This window comes from Campylobacter concisus, from assembly GCF_002914195.1.
Classification (GTDB): Bacteria; Campylobacterota; Campylobacteria; order Campylobacterales; family Campylobacteraceae; genus Campylobacter_A; species Campylobacter_A concisus_M.
Window position 1 is genome coordinate 287,618 of sequence record NZ_PPAU01000108.1, and the last position, 20,817, is coordinate 308,434.

At 40.0% G+C, this 20,817-nt stretch carries 20 protein-coding genes and 1 tRNA gene; 14 read left to right on the top strand and 7 right to left on the bottom strand.

Annotated features, from left to right (window positions below; genetic code table 11):
• Nucleotides 1-2: 2 nt before the first annotated feature.
• Nucleotides 3-605, top strand: coding sequence for an ABC transporter substrate-binding protein (locus CYP28_RS07460; protein WP_087580771.1), 603 nt, complete (start codon nucleotides 3-5; stop codon nucleotides 603-605).
• Nucleotides 605-3,049: an efflux RND transporter permease subunit gene (locus CYP28_RS07465; protein WP_103593708.1), complete on the top strand. Its 2,445-nt coding sequence runs from the start codon at nucleotides 605-607 to the stop codon at nucleotides 3,047-3,049. Before CYP28_RS07460 ends, CYP28_RS07465 begins: the two co-directional genes overlap by 1 nt.
• Before the next feature lie 7 nt (nucleotides 3,050-3,056).
• Here the strand turns inward: CYP28_RS07465 and CYP28_RS07470 are convergent, their stop codons facing one another.
• Nucleotides 3,057-3,632, bottom strand: coding sequence for a BON domain-containing protein (locus CYP28_RS07470; protein ID WP_087579260.1), 576 nt, complete (start codon nucleotides 3,630-3,632; stop codon nucleotides 3,057-3,059).
• 75 nt (nucleotides 3,633-3,707) lie between these two features.
• On the opposite strand from CYP28_RS07470, the gene CYP28_RS10380 reads away from it, so the two are divergent.
• Nucleotides 3,708-3,805, top strand: a tRNA-Sec gene (locus tag CYP28_RS10380).
• An 8-nt stretch (nucleotides 3,806-3,813) separates the two neighbouring features.
• Here the strand turns inward: CYP28_RS10380 and CYP28_RS07475 are convergent.
• Nucleotides 3,814-4,473, bottom strand: a complete 660-nt coding sequence (locus CYP28_RS07475; protein ID WP_103593709.1) for a molybdate ABC transporter permease subunit — start codon at nucleotides 4,471-4,473, stop codon at nucleotides 3,814-3,816.
• Between the two features lie 8 nt (nucleotides 4,474-4,481).
• On the bottom strand, nucleotides 4,482-5,180 hold the full coding sequence (gene modA / locus CYP28_RS07480; protein WP_103593710.1) for a molybdate ABC transporter substrate-binding protein: 699 nt from the start codon (nucleotides 5,178-5,180) through the stop codon (nucleotides 4,482-4,484).
• A gap of 105 nt (nucleotides 5,181-5,285) precedes the next feature.
• Between modA and CYP28_RS07485 the strand changes: the two genes are divergently transcribed.
• The 11 genes from CYP28_RS07485 (at nucleotide 5,286) to CYP28_RS07535 (ending at nucleotide 14,069) form a co-directional block, all read left to right on the top strand.
• Nucleotides 5,286-6,374, top strand: a complete 1,089-nt coding sequence (locus CYP28_RS07485) for a nicotinate phosphoribosyltransferase (protein WP_103593711.1) — start codon at nucleotides 5,286-5,288, stop codon at nucleotides 6,372-6,374.
• 8 nt (nucleotides 6,375-6,382) lie between these two features.
• Nucleotides 6,383-6,880: a chemotaxis protein gene (locus CYP28_RS07490; protein WP_103593712.1), complete on the top strand. Its 498-nt coding sequence runs from the start codon at nucleotides 6,383-6,385 to the stop codon at nucleotides 6,878-6,880.
• Between the two features lie 112 nt (nucleotides 6,881-6,992).
• The gene (locus tag CYP28_RS07495) at nucleotides 6,993-7,808 is read left to right on the top strand and encodes an MqnA/MqnD/SBP family protein (protein WP_242047023.1); all 816 of its coding nucleotides are present in this window, start codon (nucleotides 6,993-6,995) and stop codon (nucleotides 7,806-7,808) included.
• The gene (gene fliQ, locus CYP28_RS07500) at nucleotides 7,805-8,074 is read left to right on the top strand and encodes a flagellar biosynthesis protein FliQ (protein WP_223154231.1); all 270 of its coding nucleotides are present in this window, start codon (nucleotides 7,805-7,807) and stop codon (nucleotides 8,072-8,074) included. Before CYP28_RS07495 ends, fliQ begins: the two co-directional genes overlap by 4 nt.
• The gene (locus CYP28_RS07505; protein WP_103593714.1) at nucleotides 8,071-8,868 is read left to right on the top strand and encodes a UDP-N-acetylmuramate dehydrogenase; all 798 of its coding nucleotides are present in this window, start codon (nucleotides 8,071-8,073) and stop codon (nucleotides 8,866-8,868) included. The genes fliQ and CYP28_RS07505 overlap by 4 nt, the downstream gene beginning before the upstream one ends.
• An 8-nt stretch (nucleotides 8,869-8,876) precedes the next feature.
• Nucleotides 8,877-9,365, top strand: coding sequence for an addiction module antitoxin (locus CYP28_RS07510; RefSeq protein ID WP_103593715.1), 489 nt, complete (start codon nucleotides 8,877-8,879; stop codon nucleotides 9,363-9,365).
• Nucleotides 9,366-9,427: 62 nt separating this feature from the next.
• Nucleotides 9,428-10,525: a recombinase RecA gene (gene recA / locus CYP28_RS07515; protein ID WP_002940852.1), complete on the top strand. Its 1,098-nt coding sequence runs from the start codon at nucleotides 9,428-9,430 to the stop codon at nucleotides 10,523-10,525.
• A complete protein-coding gene (gene eno, locus CYP28_RS07520; protein ID WP_103593716.1) occupies nucleotides 10,525-11,775 on the top strand; it encodes a phosphopyruvate hydratase in 1,251 nt (416 codons plus the stop codon). The genes recA and eno overlap by 1 nt, the downstream gene beginning before the upstream one ends.
• Complete coding sequence (locus tag CYP28_RS07525; RefSeq protein WP_054197225.1) at nucleotides 11,772-12,062, top strand: hypothetical protein; 291 nt, start codon at nucleotides 11,772-11,774, stop codon at nucleotides 12,060-12,062. Before eno ends, CYP28_RS07525 begins: the two co-directional genes overlap by 4 nt.
• A gap of 5 nt (nucleotides 12,063-12,067) precedes the next feature.
• Entirely contained in the window at nucleotides 12,068-12,928 is an 861-nt protein-coding gene (locus tag CYP28_RS07530) for an AMIN domain-containing protein (RefSeq protein ID WP_103593717.1), read from the top strand.
• Between the two features lie 79 nt (nucleotides 12,929-13,007).
• Nucleotides 13,008-14,069: a tyrosine-type recombinase/integrase gene (locus tag CYP28_RS07535; protein ID WP_103593718.1), complete on the top strand. Its 1,062-nt coding sequence runs from the start codon at nucleotides 13,008-13,010 to the stop codon at nucleotides 14,067-14,069.
• A 222-nt stretch (nucleotides 14,070-14,291) separates the two neighbouring features.
• Here the strand turns inward: CYP28_RS07535 and CYP28_RS07540 are convergent, their stop codons facing one another.
• From CYP28_RS07540 to CYP28_RS07555, 4 genes are all read right to left on the bottom strand, one after another.
• A complete protein-coding gene (locus CYP28_RS07540; RefSeq protein ID WP_103593719.1) occupies nucleotides 14,292-17,282 on the bottom strand; it encodes a molybdopterin-dependent oxidoreductase in 2,991 nt (996 codons plus the stop codon).
• A gap of 13 nt (nucleotides 17,283-17,295) precedes the next feature.
• On the bottom strand, nucleotides 17,296-18,033 hold the full coding sequence (locus tag CYP28_RS07545; RefSeq protein ID WP_103593738.1) for a 4Fe-4S dicluster domain-containing protein: 738 nt from the start codon (nucleotides 18,031-18,033) through the stop codon (nucleotides 17,296-17,298).
• Between the two features lie 183 nt (nucleotides 18,034-18,216).
• Nucleotides 18,217-19,350 (bottom strand): glycerate kinase family protein, encoded by a 1,134-nt coding sequence (locus tag CYP28_RS07550; protein ID WP_103593720.1) that lies wholly within the window; start codon nucleotides 19,348-19,350, stop codon nucleotides 18,217-18,219.
• Nucleotides 19,347-20,741, bottom strand: coding sequence for a GntP family permease (locus CYP28_RS07555; RefSeq protein WP_103593721.1), 1,395 nt, complete (start codon nucleotides 20,739-20,741; stop codon nucleotides 19,347-19,349). The genes CYP28_RS07550 and CYP28_RS07555 overlap by 4 nt, the downstream gene beginning before the upstream one ends.
• Nucleotides 20,742-20,817 lie beyond the last annotated feature (76 nt).

A 20,817-nucleotide genomic window follows, 5' to 3' on the forward strand; every position in this document is an offset into this window, starting at 1 on the left:
ATATGAAAATTTTAAAAATTCTAACTATGATTTTACTTTTTACAACTAGCCTTTTTGCTATTTCAAAAGAGCAGATCAAGCCTGAAGTAGAGATGAAAACAACAAAGGTTATTGAAATTTTAAAAGATACAAATTTAGACAATAATGCAAAGACAAAAGAAATTTTTGCTCTTCTTGATCCATTTTTTGACTATAAACAAATGGCAAAGATTAGCCTTGGCAAACGCTACAACAGCTTAAGTAGCGACGAGCAAGCTAAATTTGACGCAGCATTTGAGCAAAAACTAAAAAGCTCATACATAGATAAACTTTTAGGCTACAAAGACCAACAGATCCACATCACTGGCGAGAGCGAACCTCAAAAAAATAGATACTGGCTAACATCTGAGCTTATAAATGATGGCAAGAGCTACGAATTTGTCTATAAATTTTATGACGCTAAAGAGCGTGGATGGCTCATTTACGATCTTGATATCGTTGGTGTAAGCATCATTCAAACTTATAGAAGTCAGTTTGGTGATGTGCTAAATAACGCTGATTTCAATACTCTTTTACAAAAGCTAAATGAAGCTGTTTTGCCTGATCAAAATAAAACTAACCCTTAATGCGACAAATTTTTAAATTTATCATTGCTAAAAACAAGCTTATTATTACTCTAATTTTAGCTTTAAGCGTAGTTTTTGGCTATCTTAGCACTAAGCTTAGTGTTGATGCGTCAGCTGAAACGCTACTGCTTGAGCATGATCCTGACTTAAAAGCTTATAGGGAGATAGCCAAACGCTACGACTCACCTGGATTTTTAGTGGTCGCTTTTACCCCAAAAGACGATCTTTTTTCACCTAAAAATTTAGAACTTATCAAAAATTTAGGCGATGAACTAGCTAAAAACGATATGGTAAATAGTGTCATCTCTATAATAAATATTCCGCTTTTAAATAGTGTAAAAGGCGGGATCACGGGCATCTTAGATCATACCCCAACGCTGCAAGATAAAGATATAAATATTTCAAAAGCAAAGCTTGAGTTTGCCAAAAGCCCGATTTACAGCGGAAATTTGATAAGCAAAGATCTAAAAACCACAGCGATTGCTCTAAATTTAAAACAAGATGAGAAATTTAATGAGCTTGTAAATGAAAGAAATTTACTTAGCCAAAAAGAGTCAAACGGCACTATCACACAAGCCGAGCGACTTAAGCTAGAGGCTCTTGCCTATGAGTTTAAAGCCTACCGAGATGAGCTTAGAAAGAGCGATCACGAAAACCTTGAAGCCATAAAAGCAACCATAGCTAAATTTAACACAAATGACGAGCTATTCTTAGGCGGCGCAAATATGATCGCTGATGATATGATAGGCTTTATAAAGAGCGATCTTTTAGTCTATGGCTTAAGCGTACTTGCTCTTCTTAGCTTTAGTTTGTGGCTATTTTTCAGACAGGTTAGATGGATAGTTTTACCGATGTTTATATGTGCCGTAAGTGCCATTTTTACGACCGGAATTTTTGGTATATTTGACTGGGAAGTGACGGTCATTAGCTCAAACTACATCGCGCTTCAGCTTATCATTACTATTTCAACAGTCATCCATCTAGTCGTTAGCTACCGAGAATTTTACGCAAAGCATCCAAAATATAGCCAGAATCAGTTAATTTATCTAACGCTTCGTGATAAATTCTCTCCATCTTTTTGGGCGATATTTACCACGGTTATTGGCTTTAGCTCGCTTATGAGTGCTGACATAAAGCCAGTTATCATGCTTGGCATTATGATGAGCACTGGCATTAGCGTTTCGCTTGTGCTTGCGTTTTTGCTATTTGGTGCGATAAATGTAAATTTAGAAAAATTAGCTCCCATTAGAACCTTTGAAAATAGCTTTAAATTTACAAAATACTGCGCAAATTTAGCCCTAAATTCAAGAAAGATTATCTACGCAGTTTGCGCTCTAGTTGTCTGCTTTGGTGTTTATGGTATCAGCAAGATAAAGGTTGAAAATAGCTTCATTGGCTACTTTAAAGAAAGCACAGAAATTCGCCAAGGAATGCAAGTTATTGATACCAAACTTGGTGGCACGATACCAGTTGATGTGATAGTGAAGTTTAAAGAACAAAAACAAGATAAAAATGCTGAGCAAGATGAGTTTGAAAATGAGTTTGAAAGCAACGCTAAGGATGCGAAATACTGGTTTAATAGCTATCACACAAGGGTTGCTGAGAAAATTCACGACTATTTAAAAGAGCAAAAATTTGTTGGACATGTAAGCTCGCTAGCAACCCTTATAAAAGCCATAAAAGAGCTAAATAACGGCGCTAGTGATGATTTTTTATTAGCTGCGATGTATGAGAAATTGCCACAAAATTATAAAAACATCTTATTAAGTCCTTATGTAAGCGTTGAAGATGACGAGCTTAGATTTAGTATAAGGATCGTCGATAGTAACTCTGAGCTTAGACGAAATTTATTTCTAAAAGAGCTTAGAGAAGGGCTGGCACAGCTTACTAAAAATGACAATGTAAGCATAGAAGTGGCCGGCATGATGGTACTTTATAACAATATGCTTCAAAATTTACTTAGCTCACAAGTTGATACTTTTGGACTAACTGTCGCTATACTTTTTGTCATATTTTGCTTTATTTTTAGAAGCATAAAGCTAGCAACCATTGCGATAGTTTCAAATTTAATCCCGCTTTGCACACTCTTTGGTGTGATGGGATTTTTTGGCATTCCACTTGATGTGATGAGCATCACGATTGCAGCCATTAGTATTGGTATCGGCGTTGATGATATCATTCACTACATACACCGCTTTAAAGAAGAAATGCTTACAAAAAGCGTTTTTGAGAGCATTAAAGTCGCGCACGCAAGCATCGGATATGCGATGTATTACACATCATTCACTATTTTTCTTGGCTTTAGCGTGATGATAACTAGTAACTTTATCCCGACTATATATTTTGGCTTACTAACCGATCTTGTTATGGTATTTATGCTTCTTGGCGCACTAATCATCTTACCAAGCCTCATTGCGAGCTTTGTAAAAAAGAGCGATATTTAAGCTAAATTTATTTGATAACTTTGATGAACGAGTAGACATCGGCCACGCCGTCAATGTGCTTAGCATACCAAATAGCATGTTTTTCTTGCTCAATGCTATCAACTACGCCGCTAAATACAACATCACAGCCAACTATGCTAACACGCACATTTGTACCCTCAACTATACTATCTTTAAAAAGATTTTGCTTTAAGTTTGCAAGAATTTTTAGACTATCGCATGGATACTCTGGCTTTTTGATACGAAGATAGGTATAAATTTTCCGCACTCCATCTGTGCTTTTGGCTAATTCTACTAGCTTATCTTCAAGCTCTTTACTATCAACAAGTCCGATCAGATAAGCATCTCCGTAAAAAACCTCTATCTCGATATCAATATTACTAAGACCTTTTGAAAATAAAATTTTGCTTTGTAATTTGCTTTGTATAAATTTATCTCTTGTGATCGAGTAAATACCACGTTTATCACGTGAAATAGAGTACGCATCATATACATTTAGCGGCGCAGTTGCTGGAGAAAGAACCGAGGAACAAGAGCAAAAAAATAGAGCCAAAAATACAAAAACACTAAATTTTAAAATCAGAAATCCTTTTGTAATTTCAAAAAGTTTATAGAAAATGGGCTAAAATTTATCTAAATCTGCTAAAATAACGCGCACGGAGGATAAAGTAATCTGGTGATGCTCACGGGCTTCAAACCCGATGACTGGGCGGTTGACCGTCTGGTGGGGAGTTCGATTCTCTCATCCTCTCGCCACTCTCATTTTAAATTTTACTTTTATCAAGCAAATTTATAATCCCAAACAAAATAAAGCTTAATACAACCAAAACAAGGCTTAAAACTAGTGCTTCATCGCTTTTACCATCGTATACGGCATTATAAATGGCAAGCGAAATAGTGTCTGTTTTGCCTATGATATTGCCACCCAAAATTAGTGTTATGCCAACCTCGCCAAGCCCACGCGAGATCGCTAAGATAAAAGCCGCTGCTACGCTCTTTGCAACACATGGAAAGAGCACGAAAATAGCTGTTTGAAATTTATCTTTTCCGAGGCTGTATGCTGCTTCACTTAGGCTCCTTGAAAGTGAGCCAAGAGCAGAAGCGACAGGCTTTACAAATAGCGGCAGCGAAGCTATAAAAGCAGCTAACACAAGAGCCTTAAAACTAAAAATAATTTCTAAATTTAAAGCCTTGCCAACGATGCCATTTTTGCCAAGCAGGTAAAGCAGTAAAAATCCAGTCGCAATAGGTGGAAAGATGAGAGGAAAAGTTACGATCATCTCTAAAACGGCTCTAAATTTACCTTTATAAAAGGCCAAAAGATAGGCTAAAGCTAGCCCAAAAACGACGAGCAAAGCCCCTTGGCATAAAATGACCTTTATGCTTAAAACCAGAGGATCAAGCAACCAAGAGAGCTCTTGCAAATTTAGCCTTATCTTATGCCAAATTTAGTGTAAATTTCTTTTGATCTCTCGCTTTTTAGCTCATCCAGAAATTTAACGCAATCAGTCTTTTTATCACATCCTTCAAGCTTTGCAGCTACGATATTTGCTGGTATGTAAAGAGCCTTGTCTATCAAAATAAAACTACCAAATTCGTCTTTGTGCGCATTTAGTTCGGTCTGATTAATGAACCCAGCATCAACTTCACCGTTTAATATATATGTAACGACTTGTGGCACACCAGCAACTGCTAAAATTTTATCCTTTAGCTCACCACTTAAATTTGCTTTTTGCATAAATTCATTTGCTCTTTTGCCATAAACTGTCTTTACGGCATCTGGCATAGCGATTTTAGAAAGAGCTTTTAGCTCATCAACTTTTTCTATTTTCACACCTTTTTTGGTAGCCAGTACCAAAGCGCCTGAGCCTAAATTTACATACTCAGCGATCTTTAGATCAGACTTTTTCAAAAAGTCTTCATCGCCCACTATCACGTCAGTTTTGCCCTCTTTTGCCTGCGCCATGATCGCTGTGATGTTTGCAAAAGAAGTGTCGATATTTACGCCATCTTTTTTGAGATTTTGCGCGACTGCTTCGACTATCTTTTTATATCCACCACCCGCACTTACTAGCAAATTTTCATTGCCAAATGCAAACATAGCAACCATTAAAAGCAAGATCTTTTTCATATTTTTCCTTTAAAATAAAGTCTCATGATTTTATAAAATATATTTTTATAACTTATTCGGATTTTTGCCAAAATGGTATAATCCCAACAAAACAAAAGGATGGGCATGAACGAACTTGAGCTAAAGATGCAGGGCAAGATAGATAGGCTAACGGATAAGACTTTTAGGTTAGATCCAAGGATCGGCGAGGGTTATTTCACGGCGAAATATTTTCTAAAAGTAAATGAGATAATTAAGCAAAATTTACCCGATCAGCACGTGACGATGCAGTTTTTCCAAAGGCGCGATGATATCGTACTTTGTGGCATCGACGAAGTTTTAGCCGTCATCAATAAATTTGCCAAAAATCCAAGCGAGCTTGAAATTTATGCACTTAATGATAGCGATATCATAAACGCAAACGAGCCAGTTTTAAAGATAAGCGGCAAGTATGAAAATTTTGGCTTTTTAGAAAACGTCATCGATGCGACGCTTACTAGAAGAAGCTGCGTGGCGACAAACTCAAGAGACGTGATAAGAGCGGCAAATGGCAAGGACGTTTTTAGCATGGCAGACAGGCAAGATGACATCTGCACGCAACCAGGCGATGGATACGCCTCGTTTATCGGTGGGATTAAAAAAGTCGCTACTGACGCTCAGGGCGAGCTTACGGGGCTAAAAGGTGGTGGTACCATGCCTCATGCACTCATTCAAATGTGCGGCGGGGATATAGTAAAAGCCTCAGAAATTTATGCTAAAACCTTTGAAAATGAGAAGATCACGGCATTGGTGGACTATAACAACGACGTGATCACAGACGCATTAAGGGCTGCAAATGCCTTAAAAGAGAGGCTTGGCGCGGTTAGAGTCGATACTAGTAAAAATTTGATTGATAAATATTTTGATGATAAGGATACTAGCGGGTTTGACCCACATGGCGTTTGCAAGGAGCTTATATTTGCTCTAAGAGAGGCGCTTGATAAAGCTGGCTTTAAATACGTTAAAATCGTCGTTAGCTCAGGCTTTAGCCCTAAAATTATAAAAGAATTTGAAGCTCATAACACACCAGTTGATACTTATGGCGTTGGAAGTTATCTTGTTAAAAATGACATTTGTGGCTTTACTGGCGATCTAGTCGAGCTAAACGGTAAAGATGAGGCTAAATTTGGTAGGAAAAATTTTGCTTCAGACAGGCTAAAGAGAGTGAAATTTTAAGAGAAAAGATGAAATTTATAAAAATTTTAATGTTTCTGTCACTTTTGCTGACTACTTGCACCGCCGCAAACTACGCTAATGCTTTTGAAAAGGTTGGCATCCTTGAAGACGGAATTTATCGCTTTAGCCAAAATGGCCTCGGGGTCAAAAAAGACCTGCTTGTAAAGGTGATATCTGTGCAAAATTTGGATAGCTCACGCAAAAAGATCATCTCCATGTTAAATATCCCAAAAAAGTCTAAAATAAATGACTTTAAAACAAACGATACTGGCGTGATAGTGTGGCCATTTTATGAGTTTGAGGGCAAATTTTTAACGACAATAATCGTTGAAAATATAAAAAAAGAAGATAGCGATCAAAAGCTACTTAAGATGCTAGAGCTTAAGCATCCGTTTTACTCAACGCTCCAAGCTCGAAGGAAAGGTGCTAAAGACGCCATAGATGTGAAATACGTGCTAAATTTCAAAGAGGCAAAGCTGGTAAAATCGTTTCAAAACCGCCCTTAAAACTTTATTTTAAATAAATTTCATTAAAATGGCATAATCAAAAAAAGGATCATCTTTGCACAATCTAAAAACTATAAACGTCGCTCACTCGCCGGACGCTGACGATATTTTCATGTATGCCGCGGTCAAATTTGGCTGGGTTAGCAGTAAAAATTTAGCCTTTATATCAAAGGCGCTTGATATAGAGACACTAAACGAAGAGGCACTAAAAGGCACTTATGAGGCAACGGCGATCAGCTTTGCACTCTATCCTAAAATTTGCGATGAATTTGCACTTTTACGCTGCGCGGTGAGCTTTGGCAACGGATATGGCCCAAAGCTTATCAAGCTAAAAGGCAAGCAGCTAAAGCGAAATTTTAAAGTCGCACTCTCTGGTAAAAATACGACAAACGCCCTGCTCTTTCGCATAGCCTACCCAGAGGCAAGGATCGTTTATAAAAATTTCTTAGAGATCGAAAATGCCGTGCTTAGCGGCGAAGTCGATGCTGGCGTGCTTATACATGAAAGTATCTTAAATTTCTCAGACCAGCTCTGCGTAGAGCGCGAAATTTGGGACATCTGGAGCGAGCTAAACGGCGAAAATTTACCGCTTCCACTTGGCGGCATGGCGCTTAGACGAAGTCTGCCGATAACCGACGCGATCGAGTGCGAGAGAGTGCTTAGCGAGGCCGTTAGGATCGCCACTTCGCACAAGCCATTTTTATCTCACATGCTAATGGAGCGAAACCTCATCAGAGTTGGCAAAGATGAGCTAAAAACATATCTAAATTTATACGCAAACGACGAGTCTATAAGCATGAACGAAACGCAGCTAAAAGCGCTAAATAAGCTCTATCAAATAGGCTATGACAAAGGTTTTTTTGAAAAGCCAATCGACGTAAACGACTACCTCATCCCAACTGAATACAACGAAGTAAGGTTTAGTTGATGCAAAGTACGCTTGTCTCGCTTGGAGTTGAAACTTTTAAGATTGCCCTTTACATCAGCCTTCCGATGCTACTAAGCGGACTAATAGCAGGTCTTATCATCTCCATCTTTCAAGCGACAACTCAGATAAACGAGACCACGCTAAGCTTCGTGCCAAAGATCTTGCTAGTCGTCGTTGTCATCATATTTTTGATGCCTTGGATGATCTCGATGATGGTTGAATTTACCACTCGCATGCTTGATTTTATACCGGAATTTATCCAGTGACGAGGCTTGTTGATTTTTCTAAATTTACCTCGGTTAGGATAGGCGGCGTGCATGAAATTTTCGAGGTTGATAGCCTTGAAGATCTAAATTCGCCTCACTTTTTAGGCACAGTGATGATAGGTAGGGGCAATAACTTGCTTATCTCGCCAAATCCCCCAAAAATGGCGATACTTGGCAAGAACTTTGACTATATAAATTTAGAAATTTGTGATGAAAAAATTTACCTTGAGATAGGTGCTGCGACGAAATCTGCCAAAATTTATAACTTCTGCAAACAAAACAACATAGCTCACCTTGAGTTTTTAAAAAATATCCCAGGCACGCTTGGCGGACTTATAAAAATGAACGCTGGACTGCTTAAATTTAGCATAAGCGACAACATCACGCATGTGCGTCTAGCTCGTGGCTGGGTGAGCAAAGATGAGATAAGCTTTAGCTACCGCCACAGCGGCATAGATGAGGTCATTTTGGGGGCTAAATTTAAGCTTCAAAGTGGCTTTGACTCGAGCATATCTGATGCTATAAGCGCAAAAAGGGCAAATCAACCAAAAGGAGCTAGCTTTGGCAGCTGCTTTGTAAATCCAGAGGGGCACTTTGCAGGGGCGCTACTTGAGGCGGTTGGGCTAAAAGGATACGCTATCGGCGGAGCGAAATTTAGCGAAGAGCACGCGAATTTCTTGATAAATTTTAACCATGCAAGCTTTGAGGATGCCACTAGCCTTATAAATTTGGCAAAGGCTAGAGTTTTAGAGAAATTTGGCGTAGAGCTTAAGACCGAAGTTTGCATTTTATAAGGATGATGATGAGTGAGTTTTTGAGCGAAGTTTTTACCCTTTCACTTTTGTTTATAATTATTGGCTTTTATGCCATTTATAGGGCCAAAAAGGCACAAAGCGAGCATGAGAAAAATGTGGCCAGTTATGATAAAAACTTGCTAAATTTTGCCAAAATTTTAGGCGTTCAAAATCACATAGACCTAGTTAAATTTGATGAAATTTTAGCCCAGGCCTTAAAAGAAAAACTAATTTTTAAATTTAATAAAACTACCTCGCAAGAGAAATTTATCTCTTTTATAAAAGATGAAAATTTCAAAATCAAACCCCAAATTTCGCAAAACAGTATCGATGAAGCTTTTTTAAACCTTTGCGCCAGCTCGCTTATAGAGCCGCTAAATCTTGCGATACTAAAAAATGAAGATCAAATTTATGGATTTTTGTTTGAAAAAGAGCAGCTTTTTGCTCTTGTTGATAGCGCTGCACTGCTTGGCGAAAATATTATAATTTGCGAGTAAATCAAGTAAAATTCATCTCTTTTTAGATAAAATCAAGCCAAATTTCAACTATAAGGTAAAAAATGGCAAAAGAAAAAGATAGTGACAAAAAGATAGCTATCCCAGAGAGCGAAGCGGACAAGAAAAAGGCGCTCGAGCTTGCGCTAAAGCAGATCGATAAAGCTTTTGGCAAAGGCACGCTTTTAAGACTTGGCGACAAAGAGGTTGAGGCTATCGAGTCGATACCGACTGGCTCGCTTGGACTTGATCTGGCTCTTGGCATAGGCGGCGTTCCAAAAGGCAGGATCATAGAGATCTACGGACCAGAGAGCTCTGGTAAGACCACGCTCACGCTTCACATCATAGCTGAAGCGCAAAAAGCTGGCGGAATTTGTGCATTTGTCGATGCAGAGCACGCACTAGACGTAAAATACGCTTCAAATTTAGGCGTAAATACCGACAATCTTTACGTCTCTCAGCCAGACTTTGGCGAGCAGGCACTTGAGATCGTTGAGACGCTTGCAAGAAGCGGTGCGATCGATCTTATCGTAGTTGATAGTGTGGCAGCTCTTACTCCAAAGAGCGAGATAGACGGCGATATGGGCGATCAGCACGTTGGCCTGCAAGCAAGACTAATGAGCCAGGCGCTTAGAAAGCTAACTGGAATTTTAAGCAAGATGAAGACAACTGTTATCTTCATCAACCAAATTCGTATGAAGATCGGTATGATGGGATATGGCACGCCAGAGACCACAACTGGCGGTAATGCGCTTAAATTTTACTCATCTGTAAGGATCGATGTAAGAAAGATAGCCACGCTTAAACAAAACGACGAGCCTATCGGCAACCGCACAAAAGCAAAAGTGGTTAAAAACAAGGTCGCGCCTCCATTTAAAGTGGCTGAATTTGACATCATGTTTGGCGAGGGTGTGAGCAAAGAGGGCGAGATCATCGACTATGGCGTAAAACTCGACATCATCGATAAATCAGGCGCGTGGTTTAGCTACAAGGCCGAAAAACTAGGTCAAGGCAGAGAAAACGCCAAAGCCTACCTAAAAGAGCACCCAGAAATTTCTGACGAGATAGTAGCGGCGATCAAAGGCTCAATGGGAATAGATCACCTAATAAGCAGCGGCGCAAAAGACGAAGACGACGACACAAACGAAGCAGGAGATGAATAATGGTATTTATTGAAGATGTAGAAGCTCACGAGGTTTTAGACAGCAGAGGCAACCCAACAGTTCGTGCGACAGTTAGACTAAGCGATGGAACCGAGGCAAGCGCGATCGTACCAAGCGGCGCAAGCACTGGTAAGCGTGAGGCGCTTGAGCTTCGCGACAAAGACGAGAGATACGCTGGCAAGGGCGTTTTAAAAGCTGTTTCAAACGTAAATGAAAAGATCGCTGAGGCAGTGATAGGACTTGATGCTTACAACCAAAAAGCAGTCGATGAAGAGATGCTTGAGCTTGATGGCACGCACAACTACTCAAATTTGGGTGCAAACGCAGTCCTTGGCGTATCTATGGCAGTAGCTCGCGCAGCTGCAAAGAGCCTAAATATTCCGCTCTACCGCTATCTTGGCGGTGCAAACGCTAGCATCTTGCCAGTGCCGATGTTTAACATCATAAATGGCGGCGCACACGCAAACAATAGCGTTGATTTTCAAGAATTTATGATCATGCCATTTGGCTTTAGCACATTTAGCGAGGCACTAAGAGCTGCAACTGAAATTTATCACAAGCTAAAATCTATCCTAAACGCAGCCGGACACAGCACGGCTGTCGGTGACGAGGGCGGCTTTGCTCCAAATTTAAAAGATAACGAAGAGCCACTAAAACTCATCTCGCAAGCTGTCAAAGAGGCTGGATATGAGCTAGGCAGCCAGATAAAGCTAGCCCTTGACGTTGCTTCAAGCGAGCTTTATAAAGACGGCAAATACGAGCTTGAGGGCAAGAAATTTAGCAGCGATGAGCTCATTAGCTACTACGAAAAACTTTGCGAAAAGTATCCTATATTTTCTATCGAAGATGGCCTTAGCGAGGACGACTGGAGCGGCTGGGCTGAGCTTACAAAAAGGCTTGGCAGCAAAGTGCAGCTAGTTGGCGACGATCTTTTTGTCACAAATGAGAAAATTTTACGCGAAGGTATCGAGAAAAAGATCGCAAATGCAGTCTTAATCAAGCCAAATCAAATAGGCTCAGTCACACAAACTATGCAAACTGTCCGCCTTGCTCAAAGAAACGGATATCGCTGCATAATGAGTCATAGAAGCGGCGAGAGCGAAGATGCATTCATCGCTGACTTTGCAGTCGCACTAAACACTGGCGAGATAAAGACAGGTGCTACTTCAAGAAGCGAGCGCAACGCAAAATACAACCGTTTGCTTGAGATCGAGCTTGAGGCTGGAGAGTTTTTGGGGGATAATATTTGAGCGAAATTTTAGACGAATATGGCAACACTGATGGCATATTTCATAAAATTTTAAAATACATTAGACCAACATTACGCTACGTCATAGCCACCATTTGTGTGGCTATGTTTGCCTTTTATGTAGGCAATATGATGTTTGGCAAACGCTCACTTGATGTTATGCTAAGTCTTCAGAGTAAAAAAGATAGACTTAGCGAGGACGTGGAGATTTTAAAAAAAATGAACGCGCGCCTGCAAAAAGATTATTTTGAATTACAAGGCCTTGAGCCAGACTTTAATAAAAAGTAGGAATGATGAAAAAAATTTGGTTAGTTTTATCTATATTTGCAGCAAGCGTGTTTGCTAGAGAGAACCCATTTATGCCTATTAGCGAGCTAAATACAAGCGTTATGACAACAAATATCATAGAAAAATTTGATAGCTTTGATTCTCTTTCGTTTAAATTTCCAAGCGATGCAGCGCTTTTACTAGATATCACCATAAGATATAGAGCAAATGACGGCACTATAAAGGAAAAAAGGTTAGCTGATATAAATAAAACTATCAATTACAGCGATGAATTTGCTTTAAATAAGGTAAAAAATCCAGAACCAGTCGTAGCAAAAAAGCTAGATGTTTCGGTCACAATGGCAAATATGCCTAGCCAAAAAGTAAGCACTCCTGTGATAATAGAAAAAAATGAAACTAAAATTTCAAATAAAGATAGAAATAAAACTTCAGATATGCCAACTCCAAATGTTGTAGTGATCGATCTTAGCACAGACAAAACAAAAGAAACTACCATAAAGCCTGAACAAAAGGTGGTCGAGATAAAGATCGAGCCTAGTGCAAAGCCAGTTGATAGTGTCAAAAATAAAAAGGATGTTAAATTTCTAGGTTTTATAAGCTTTCTAGCTAATAGCAAAGAGCTAAAAATCGCTACAAAAGCTAAAAATTTAAAGCATTTTGCTTATGAGAAAAATAAGATCGTTCTTGACTTTGCAAGGCCACCAAGAAGCTTTAAAACTAAGAGCTTAAAACTTGAAAATGAATATTTTAAAAATGTGATCATAGGCTGGCATGATAGATATTTCAGAGTGGTTTTAGAGCTTGATAAGATGCATAAATATAAGCTTGAAGCCACTGAAAATGGATATGTGCTTAAGCTTTTATAGTTGAATTTGAAAAAAAGAGTAGATTTCATAAAATTTCAAATATAATACTTTTCAAAATAAAAAATTTAAGGCTATTGGTTTGAAATATCCACTTGATTGTAAAGATAGTTTTGAAAACTCATTTATATTTTGGCTAACTCGCTATGTCAAATTTAAACTTAGCTCACTTTCAAATAAAGAGCTTAGGGATCCAAAAGTACTTGCAAGCGTGAATTACGCCCTAAGCCGCGAGATAAAGAACATTGATCAGCTTGATGGCTTGGTAAAAAGCGCGAGAAACGCAGGGCTTACCGGCATAAATACCTACTTTAACCCACTTAAAAAAATATATGAAACGATGAAATTTTACGAGCTTAGCAGCCTAAAGCAGATTGATGAAGAGCTGCTAAGCGAAATACTAGCTAGTACAACTGGTGGGCTAAGTGATGCTAGTAAGAAAAATTACCGCATCTCAGTGATAAATTTCTTTGCGTTTTTAGACAAACAAAACGAAGAGGATGGTAAGGCCCATGTTTTTGATATAAATTTAAAAAACTGGGGCGGAGTGAGCGGTAACAAAGGGCAAAAGTTGCCTGAGTTTATGGGCGAAGATGAGGTCAAAAAATTTCTTGATGCGATCGAAGAAAGTGACTTTAAGCAAAACTCAAATCGCAATAAGCTCATAATAAAAACCATCATCTTTACTGGCATTCGTGTGAGTGAGGCGCTAAATTTAAAAAGAAAAGATATCACTGAAGATGGCGACCTTTTTATCATTAGGATACGAGGCAAAGGCAACAAATACCGCATCGTTATGATAAAACGTCACCTAATAGAAGCTCATTTAAATGCGATTGCAATAAACTACATCAATAAAGAAGGCTATCTTTTTATCAATAAAAAAGGCACCAGGCTTACGCAGGCTTATGTTAGCCGCATAGTTGAGCAAATTTTATTTAAAGCTGGCATCAGAAAAGAGAAAAATGGTGCTCACATGCTGCGCCACACCTTTGCAACGATGCTTTACAAAAAGCAAAAGGACCTTGTTTTGGTGCAAGAAGCTCTAGGTCATGCAAGCCTAAATACCTCAAGAATTTACACCCACTTTGATAGTGATAAGCTAAAACTTGCTGCAAAAGTGGCTGAGGATCTAGCAAACTAGAGCACTTAAAGCCAAAGCAAACTAGCAATACTAAATTTAACTCATGCAAAATTTAAAACATTATTTAACTATGAAACCCTATAAATATATGAGGAAATTTTAGCTTACAAGCAGCCTAAAAGCTTGCTCTGTATCTAAATTTACAATCCACCAGTCAAAAGCTCTTATAAAAAGTGAAATTTGGCAAGCAAATTTTATTCTACTCGCCAAATTTATATCGGCCTAGCCGATTTTTCTTATCTTTGCAGGAAGTGCTTGTCTAGCGCAAGTGCCAACCAACCAGTCATTTAAACTAAATTCGCCATTTCTTTTTGGATCAAGAAGTCCAAGCTTATTATGATTGACCCCTTTTTCTAAATTTGCGATCCCAAAAGCTGGCTTTCCATCGACAATGTGCGTTCTTATGCCAAACTCATCATGACCAAATCCATGCTCAATACTAATAACCCCGCTAGCAACGCCGTCTGTCACAAATGCCTCACCAACTTGCGCACCATAAGGCGTAGTCACCTTCACCTTATCGCCTGAGCGTATGCCTTGCTCGTTAGCTACATCTGTCGATATCCTTATGAAATTCTTAGGATGAACAGATCTTAGCCTTGGGCTAACAAAGGTGTAGAAGTGCTGGATATTTGACTTTCTTGAGCTCACTGTGTACTTCCACTCAGAGCGTGGGAAAAATTTCTCAAGCGGTGTGCCATCACTTGCTACCGGAAGCATCAGAGTTGGCACTCCTGGCATAAATTCGCCTGTTATTGAGTGTCTATGCCCACCAAGTGGCTCATAGTAGATTGAAGCTGGCATAGGCGCTGGTACTTTTACGGTTGCTTTATCGCCCTTATATGCGCTCTCGTAGCTGTCATATCTGCCGCCTTTTGCTAGCACGTGCGCCACTTTTGGCTTCTCTTCGTCTTTTAGATAAGGATCGAGTTTTGTCATCACTCTTGATATCTTACTAAGCTTTTTGTCCTCGTCGCTTATATCTTTCACACCCTCGCCATCAAAGGCTAAATTTGCTAGTGCAGCCGCGTAATACTGCTCTTTTACGTCAAGGTCCATGAAATTTCCGTCTTTATCTTTGAAGGCATTTTTGCCAAAGCCTTTTAGTCCAAGCCTCTTTGCTACAGCTATATAAAATGCCTCAACGTCGATCGCGCCGCCGTTTTTATCCTTTGCCTGCTTTGAGCTAACAGCTGGATAGCGCACGACTGAAGTTTTAGCGATCGTTCCCCAAAGAGAGTTTGGAAGTGCCCAGTTTTCTAAATTTACTCCGTCTGGTACGATGTAGTCAGCATAGGCGTTTGTCTCGTTCATAAAGGCGTCTATGCCCACAAAAAGTGGTAAATTTTTACTATCTTTTAGTGCATCTAAGACCGCTTTTTCAAGTCCAGCTTGAGCGTAAAATACGTTTGTCATATAGTTTATGAATACTTTTACTTTGTATGGATAGCCAGCCTTGTGGCTAGTGAGCGTTTCGTTTACCAGTGGCATAGAGATAGGATACCACGGCTGCTGTGCCGGATAGCCACTTCCGCCAGCTGCCACTTTGCGCTTAAACTCCGAGCTAGTTTCGTAGTATTTGCCAGATCTTGATAAATTTAGTCCATTTGGTTTATAAGCACCCTCAAAGCTCTCAAGATCATATCTGCCCTTTAAAAACTCGTGCGTGCCAGCACTTGCATTGATGTTGCCGCCTTTATAGCCGTAAGTACCCATTAGCGTATTTAGACAAAGGATCGCGTAGGTAGTCATGCCAGCTTGTGTATGCATCATGCCGCCATGCACGTTTGTACTCACTTGTCTGCCATTTTTGGTGAAATTTTCACAAAGCCACAAAATATCATCTACGCTTACACCGCAAATTTTTGAGTACTCTTCAAGGCTATGCTTGTAAGCTGATTCTTTTAAAAGCTGCATTGAGCTTTTTACCTCGACTTTTTTGCCGTCTATTAAAATTTTACCTTTGTAGTAGAGCTTGGCTGGTTCATTTACCTTGTAGCTTTGTATCTTGCCATCTTGCGAGCAGACCTGCCACTCGTTATTGATAAGTGCAAATTTGCCGTAGTCTTTGTGGCCTTTTTCGGTGATGACTAGATGCGTGGCGTTGCACCAGTGTATCTCGCCTGCTAGCTTTGCTTGGTCTAAATTTGGCTGAATAAGGTAGTTTGTAGCGTATTTTTCATTTTCTATGATCCAGCGTATCATCGCCATGGCTAGAGCTGAGTCGGTGCCTGGCTTTATCGCTATCCAGCGGCCTTTGTCTGAAGAGGCGTATTTTACAGCGTTTGTAACGCTTGGGTCGACCACTGCGTAGCTAAAGTTATCTCTAGTGCCTCTTGCGTAAGAGAGCATTTTTGCCTGTTTTTGGAAAGGGTTGCCACCATTTGACGGCGAAGTGCCCCAGTAGATGACAAATTTAGAGTTTTCATAGTCTGGCTTAGTGTGTGCAAAGCCCTTTGCGTTGTGCGCGATCTTGCCGCCGACCCTAAAGCCACCACCGCAAATTCCGCCGTGAGAGTAGTGATTTATAGTGCCAAATGACTTTTTGACAAAGCGATCAACGATATCAGAGCGTCCGTCATATAGATAAAAACTTAAAAATTGATTGCGTTTGGTACCGTACTCTGGATTTTCACTATCGATTAGCTCGTCGCTATATATTGCTCTTAGCCCATCAACATGCCCCTCGCCAAAGAGATCTCCACCCTCCACTACCTCTTCTACTAGCTGCTCAAAGCTTATGCTCTTCCACTTGCCTTCGCCTCTTTTACCAACTCTCTTTAGTGGCGTTAGTATCCTTGCAGGTGAGTCTATCATCTCAGGCAATATCGCTCCTCTAGCGCAAACTGTGGCTCGCTTTTCAGCTTCGCCACTTAGCGTTGTGGCAAGAAGTGCATCATTTATAGATGTGTCAAAATTTGCCCAGTGTACGTTTGAGAGTGGGTGGTATGGGTTGCCGCTACATCTTAAAACTCGGTCGTTTTTGTCATCTACGTGAAGTCTTATCCCGCACTTCGTTGTACAGCCGTGGCACATAGAAAAGATAACGCTATGTCCATCGCTAAGTGAAATTTTGCCATCTTTTACGCTAAATTCAGGCTCTAGCGAGTTTGCCTGCGGTTTATAGTCGTCCTTATCTTCATCTGCCAGTATAGCACTCGTGGTTAGTGTTGAGAGCACGGCTGATCTTTTTAAAAATTCTCTTCTTTGCATTACTTATTTCCTTTTACTGTGCTATCTCTTCGCTCCAGCTGATAACCTTTTTATATCCATTATCAAGCTCGAGTTTTTTATTGTTTTTAGCCAAAATTTCACTAACACCGTGGTAGAACACCTGTGGATTTGTATTTTTAGGGCTATCTATAACCATAGTCTCATGTGTGGCTAGAAATTTTCTAATATTTGAGTTAGGATCATTAAGATCGCCTATTATACGGCTACCGCCCACACAGCTCTCTACACATGCTGGCTGAAGCCCTGCTCTTAGTCTGTGGTCGCAAAATGTGCATTTATCAGCTTTATAGGTATGCAGGCTAAGATACCTTGCGTGATATGGACAGGCCTCCACACAAAGCGCATAGCCTATACACTCTTTTGTGTTGATCTTAACGATACCGTTGCTTCTTTGGCAGCTAGCACCAGTTGGACAAACACTAATACAGGCTGGATTGTTGCAGTGGTTGCAAAGTCTTGGAAGTGATGCTATGACTGCCATTTTGCCGCTTTTATCCTTTGCTTCATATTCGGAGACAATGGTTCTAAAAGCACCTGGCTGAACGTCATTTTCCATCATACAGCTCATAGTGCATGACTGACAGCCAACACATCTTGTAAGGTCTATCGCCATGCCGTAGCGAACGCCACTACCACTAAAGTCCTTTGGTGCTGCCTTTAGTGCGGTCGTAGCGAAAAATATTCCCGCAGCTGCAATGAAGCTGCGACGAGAATTTAGCCCTTGTTGCATATATTTCTCCTTTTCAAAAAAAGTATTTCTTATTCTAACATAGTAAAATTTTTTTTTAAATTTTATTTTAGCTTTTTGCAAAATATATTAGAATTTGAGAATTTTTGTAGCACTTAAAAAGTAGAAATTTATATAGTAAAATTTAGGTAAAAAGATAGAAATTTAACTTCTATCTTTTTAAATTTATGATTTGTAGTTTAGCATATAAAGGCGAATGACTTGCTCTGCTGTCATCTTTAAATTTCTAATCGCGACATCTTTTCTCATCGCTTCTTCAAGACTCACTGGCTCATTTAATATACAAAAATAGGCATCAATCCCATTTTTGTGGCAATCTTTGGCGCATTTTTGCACGCTTCCAGCAAATGCGATCACTGGCTTATGATACTTTTTGGCTAGTTTTGCAACCCCAGTCGGAGTCTTTCCCATTGAGCTTTGAAAGTCCATACGGCCTTCGCCAGTGATGACTAGATCAGCCTTTTTGATCTCATCCTCAAGTGCGATGGTCTGTGTAATGATCTCAATACCTGGGCAAAGTTTTGCTCCTAAAAATGCCACGAAAGCAAAGCCAAGTCCGCCGGCCGCGCCAGCACCTTTTTGTGTGTGAAATTTGGTGCCATTTTTTTCTTTTACAAGGCTTGCAAAGTGTTTTAGTCCATCATCAAGCTCTTTTACCATGCGGCCATTTGCACCCTTTTGAGGGGCATAAACATGGGCTGCTCCATTCATGCCATAAAGCGGATTATCTACATCGCAGGCGATTAAAAATTCGCAATCCTTTAGCTCTTTTGGTGCCTCTTCATCTGTAAACTCACAAATTTTGGCTAAATTCTCGCCTTTTCCTTCAAGTAAAGCACCATCTTTATTATAAAATTTAAAGCCAAGTGCGCTAAGCATGCCTGTACCAGCGTCATTTGTCGCACTTCCGCCGATGCCAATGATAAATTTTCTAGCACCTTTAGCAATGGCATCTTTTATCATCTGACCAAAGCCAAATGTGCTAGTCTTTAGTGGATTTCTCTCGTCCGGATTTATTAGTGTAAGACCTGAAGCACTTGACATCTCAAGTATGGCAAGATCATCTTTTAGGGCGTATCTGGCTAGTATTTCAGTACCAAGCGGATTTTTAACTATCGTATCTATAAATTTCGCACCAAGTGCATCAGCCATCGCCTCTACACTACCCTCGCCACCATCAGCGATGGGCTTGACAACGACCTCGCAGCCAATCTCTTCTAGCCCTTCTTTTATGGCAAGGCCCGCTTCAAGCGAGCTAAGCGAGCCTTTTAATGAATCAATCGCAACTAAAATTCTCATAAAAGCACCAAAGATAATATGTAAACACTAATTATACCAACGATACCCATTATAAAAGTCATAGCCGTTTGTGTGCGATATCCTTGTTCTGCGCTCATCTTGCTAAAATTTGTCACAACCCAGAAGTAGCTGTCATTTGCGTGAGATACGCACATCGCACCAGATGCTATCGCCATGACACAAAGTGCAGCTGAAATTTCACTCGTAAAGCCAAGTGTATGCATGAGCGAGTTATCAGCACTAAATGCGCCCATAATAGATGCTGTCGTGATGATAGCCACAGTCGAGCTTCCTTGAGCGGTTTTTAGTACGGCTGAGATGATGAATGGGAAGAAAATTCCTATCGCTTTTATAGTGGTTGCGTTTTCTTTTATGAAATTTACAAAGCCAGCCTCAGTGATGACATTACCCAAAACACCGCCAGCTGCTGTGATAAAGAGTATCGGACCAGCGATTTTTAAAGACTCGTTCGTGATATGGTCAAATTCTCTTATCTTTCTGGCTTCAACTAATAAAAATACGCAAAAGATCACGCCGATTGCAAGAGCAATGATAGGATTTCCTAAAAATAAAAGTATCTTTGGCAAGAGAGCCGTTTTATCAAACATGCCCTGTTTTGCTAATACATCAACGATCGAACCAATTGCCATAAAGATGATAGGCATAATGATGGGAGCAAGGCTCAAAAATCCGCTAGGTAGTGTTCCAAATTTCTTTAAAAGCTCTTCGTAGGTAGCCGATATCGTAGCGTTAGCATCTTTGTCGCTGATAATCACGCTTTTGCCAACACTCTTTGAAAAGAAATAAACAGCTATCAAAACAGGCACTGAAACGACTGTTCCCATAATGATAACAAGGAGCAAATTTCCGCCAAGACCAAGTGTTCCTGCAGCTGCTATTGGGCCTGGTGTTGGTGGGATGAAGACGTGAGATGCGTATAGACCACCACTAAGTGCGACTGACATCGCGACTGGGCTTGCTGAAATTTTCTTATAAAGTGCCTCACGAATAGAGTTTAAAACGACAAATCCGCTATCGCAAAATACCGGAATGCCAACAACCCAGCCCATGATGAGCATAGCAAGCTCTGGACGCTTTTGTCCGACTAGCTTTACGACCATATCAGCTAGCTTTAAAGCAGCTCCCGTTTTTTCAAGCACAGTGCCGATGATCGTTCCAAAGATAATAACGATACCGATGCTCTTAAATGTGCCACTAAATCCAACACCTATCATCGCTGGAATTTTGGATAGATCAATGCCTGCGACTATCGCAAGAACCAAAGAAATGCTCATAAGTGCCAAAAATGGATGCACTTTTAGCTTAGAGATCATAACGATCATAAGTATGATGGCTACAACAAAACAGACAATTAGTGAGATTCCGCTCATAAAAACTCCTTTGCTCTGAGATTTTGCTTAAGATTTTAGCAAAATTTGCTTGTATTTTTTCTAATATTTTTAAGTT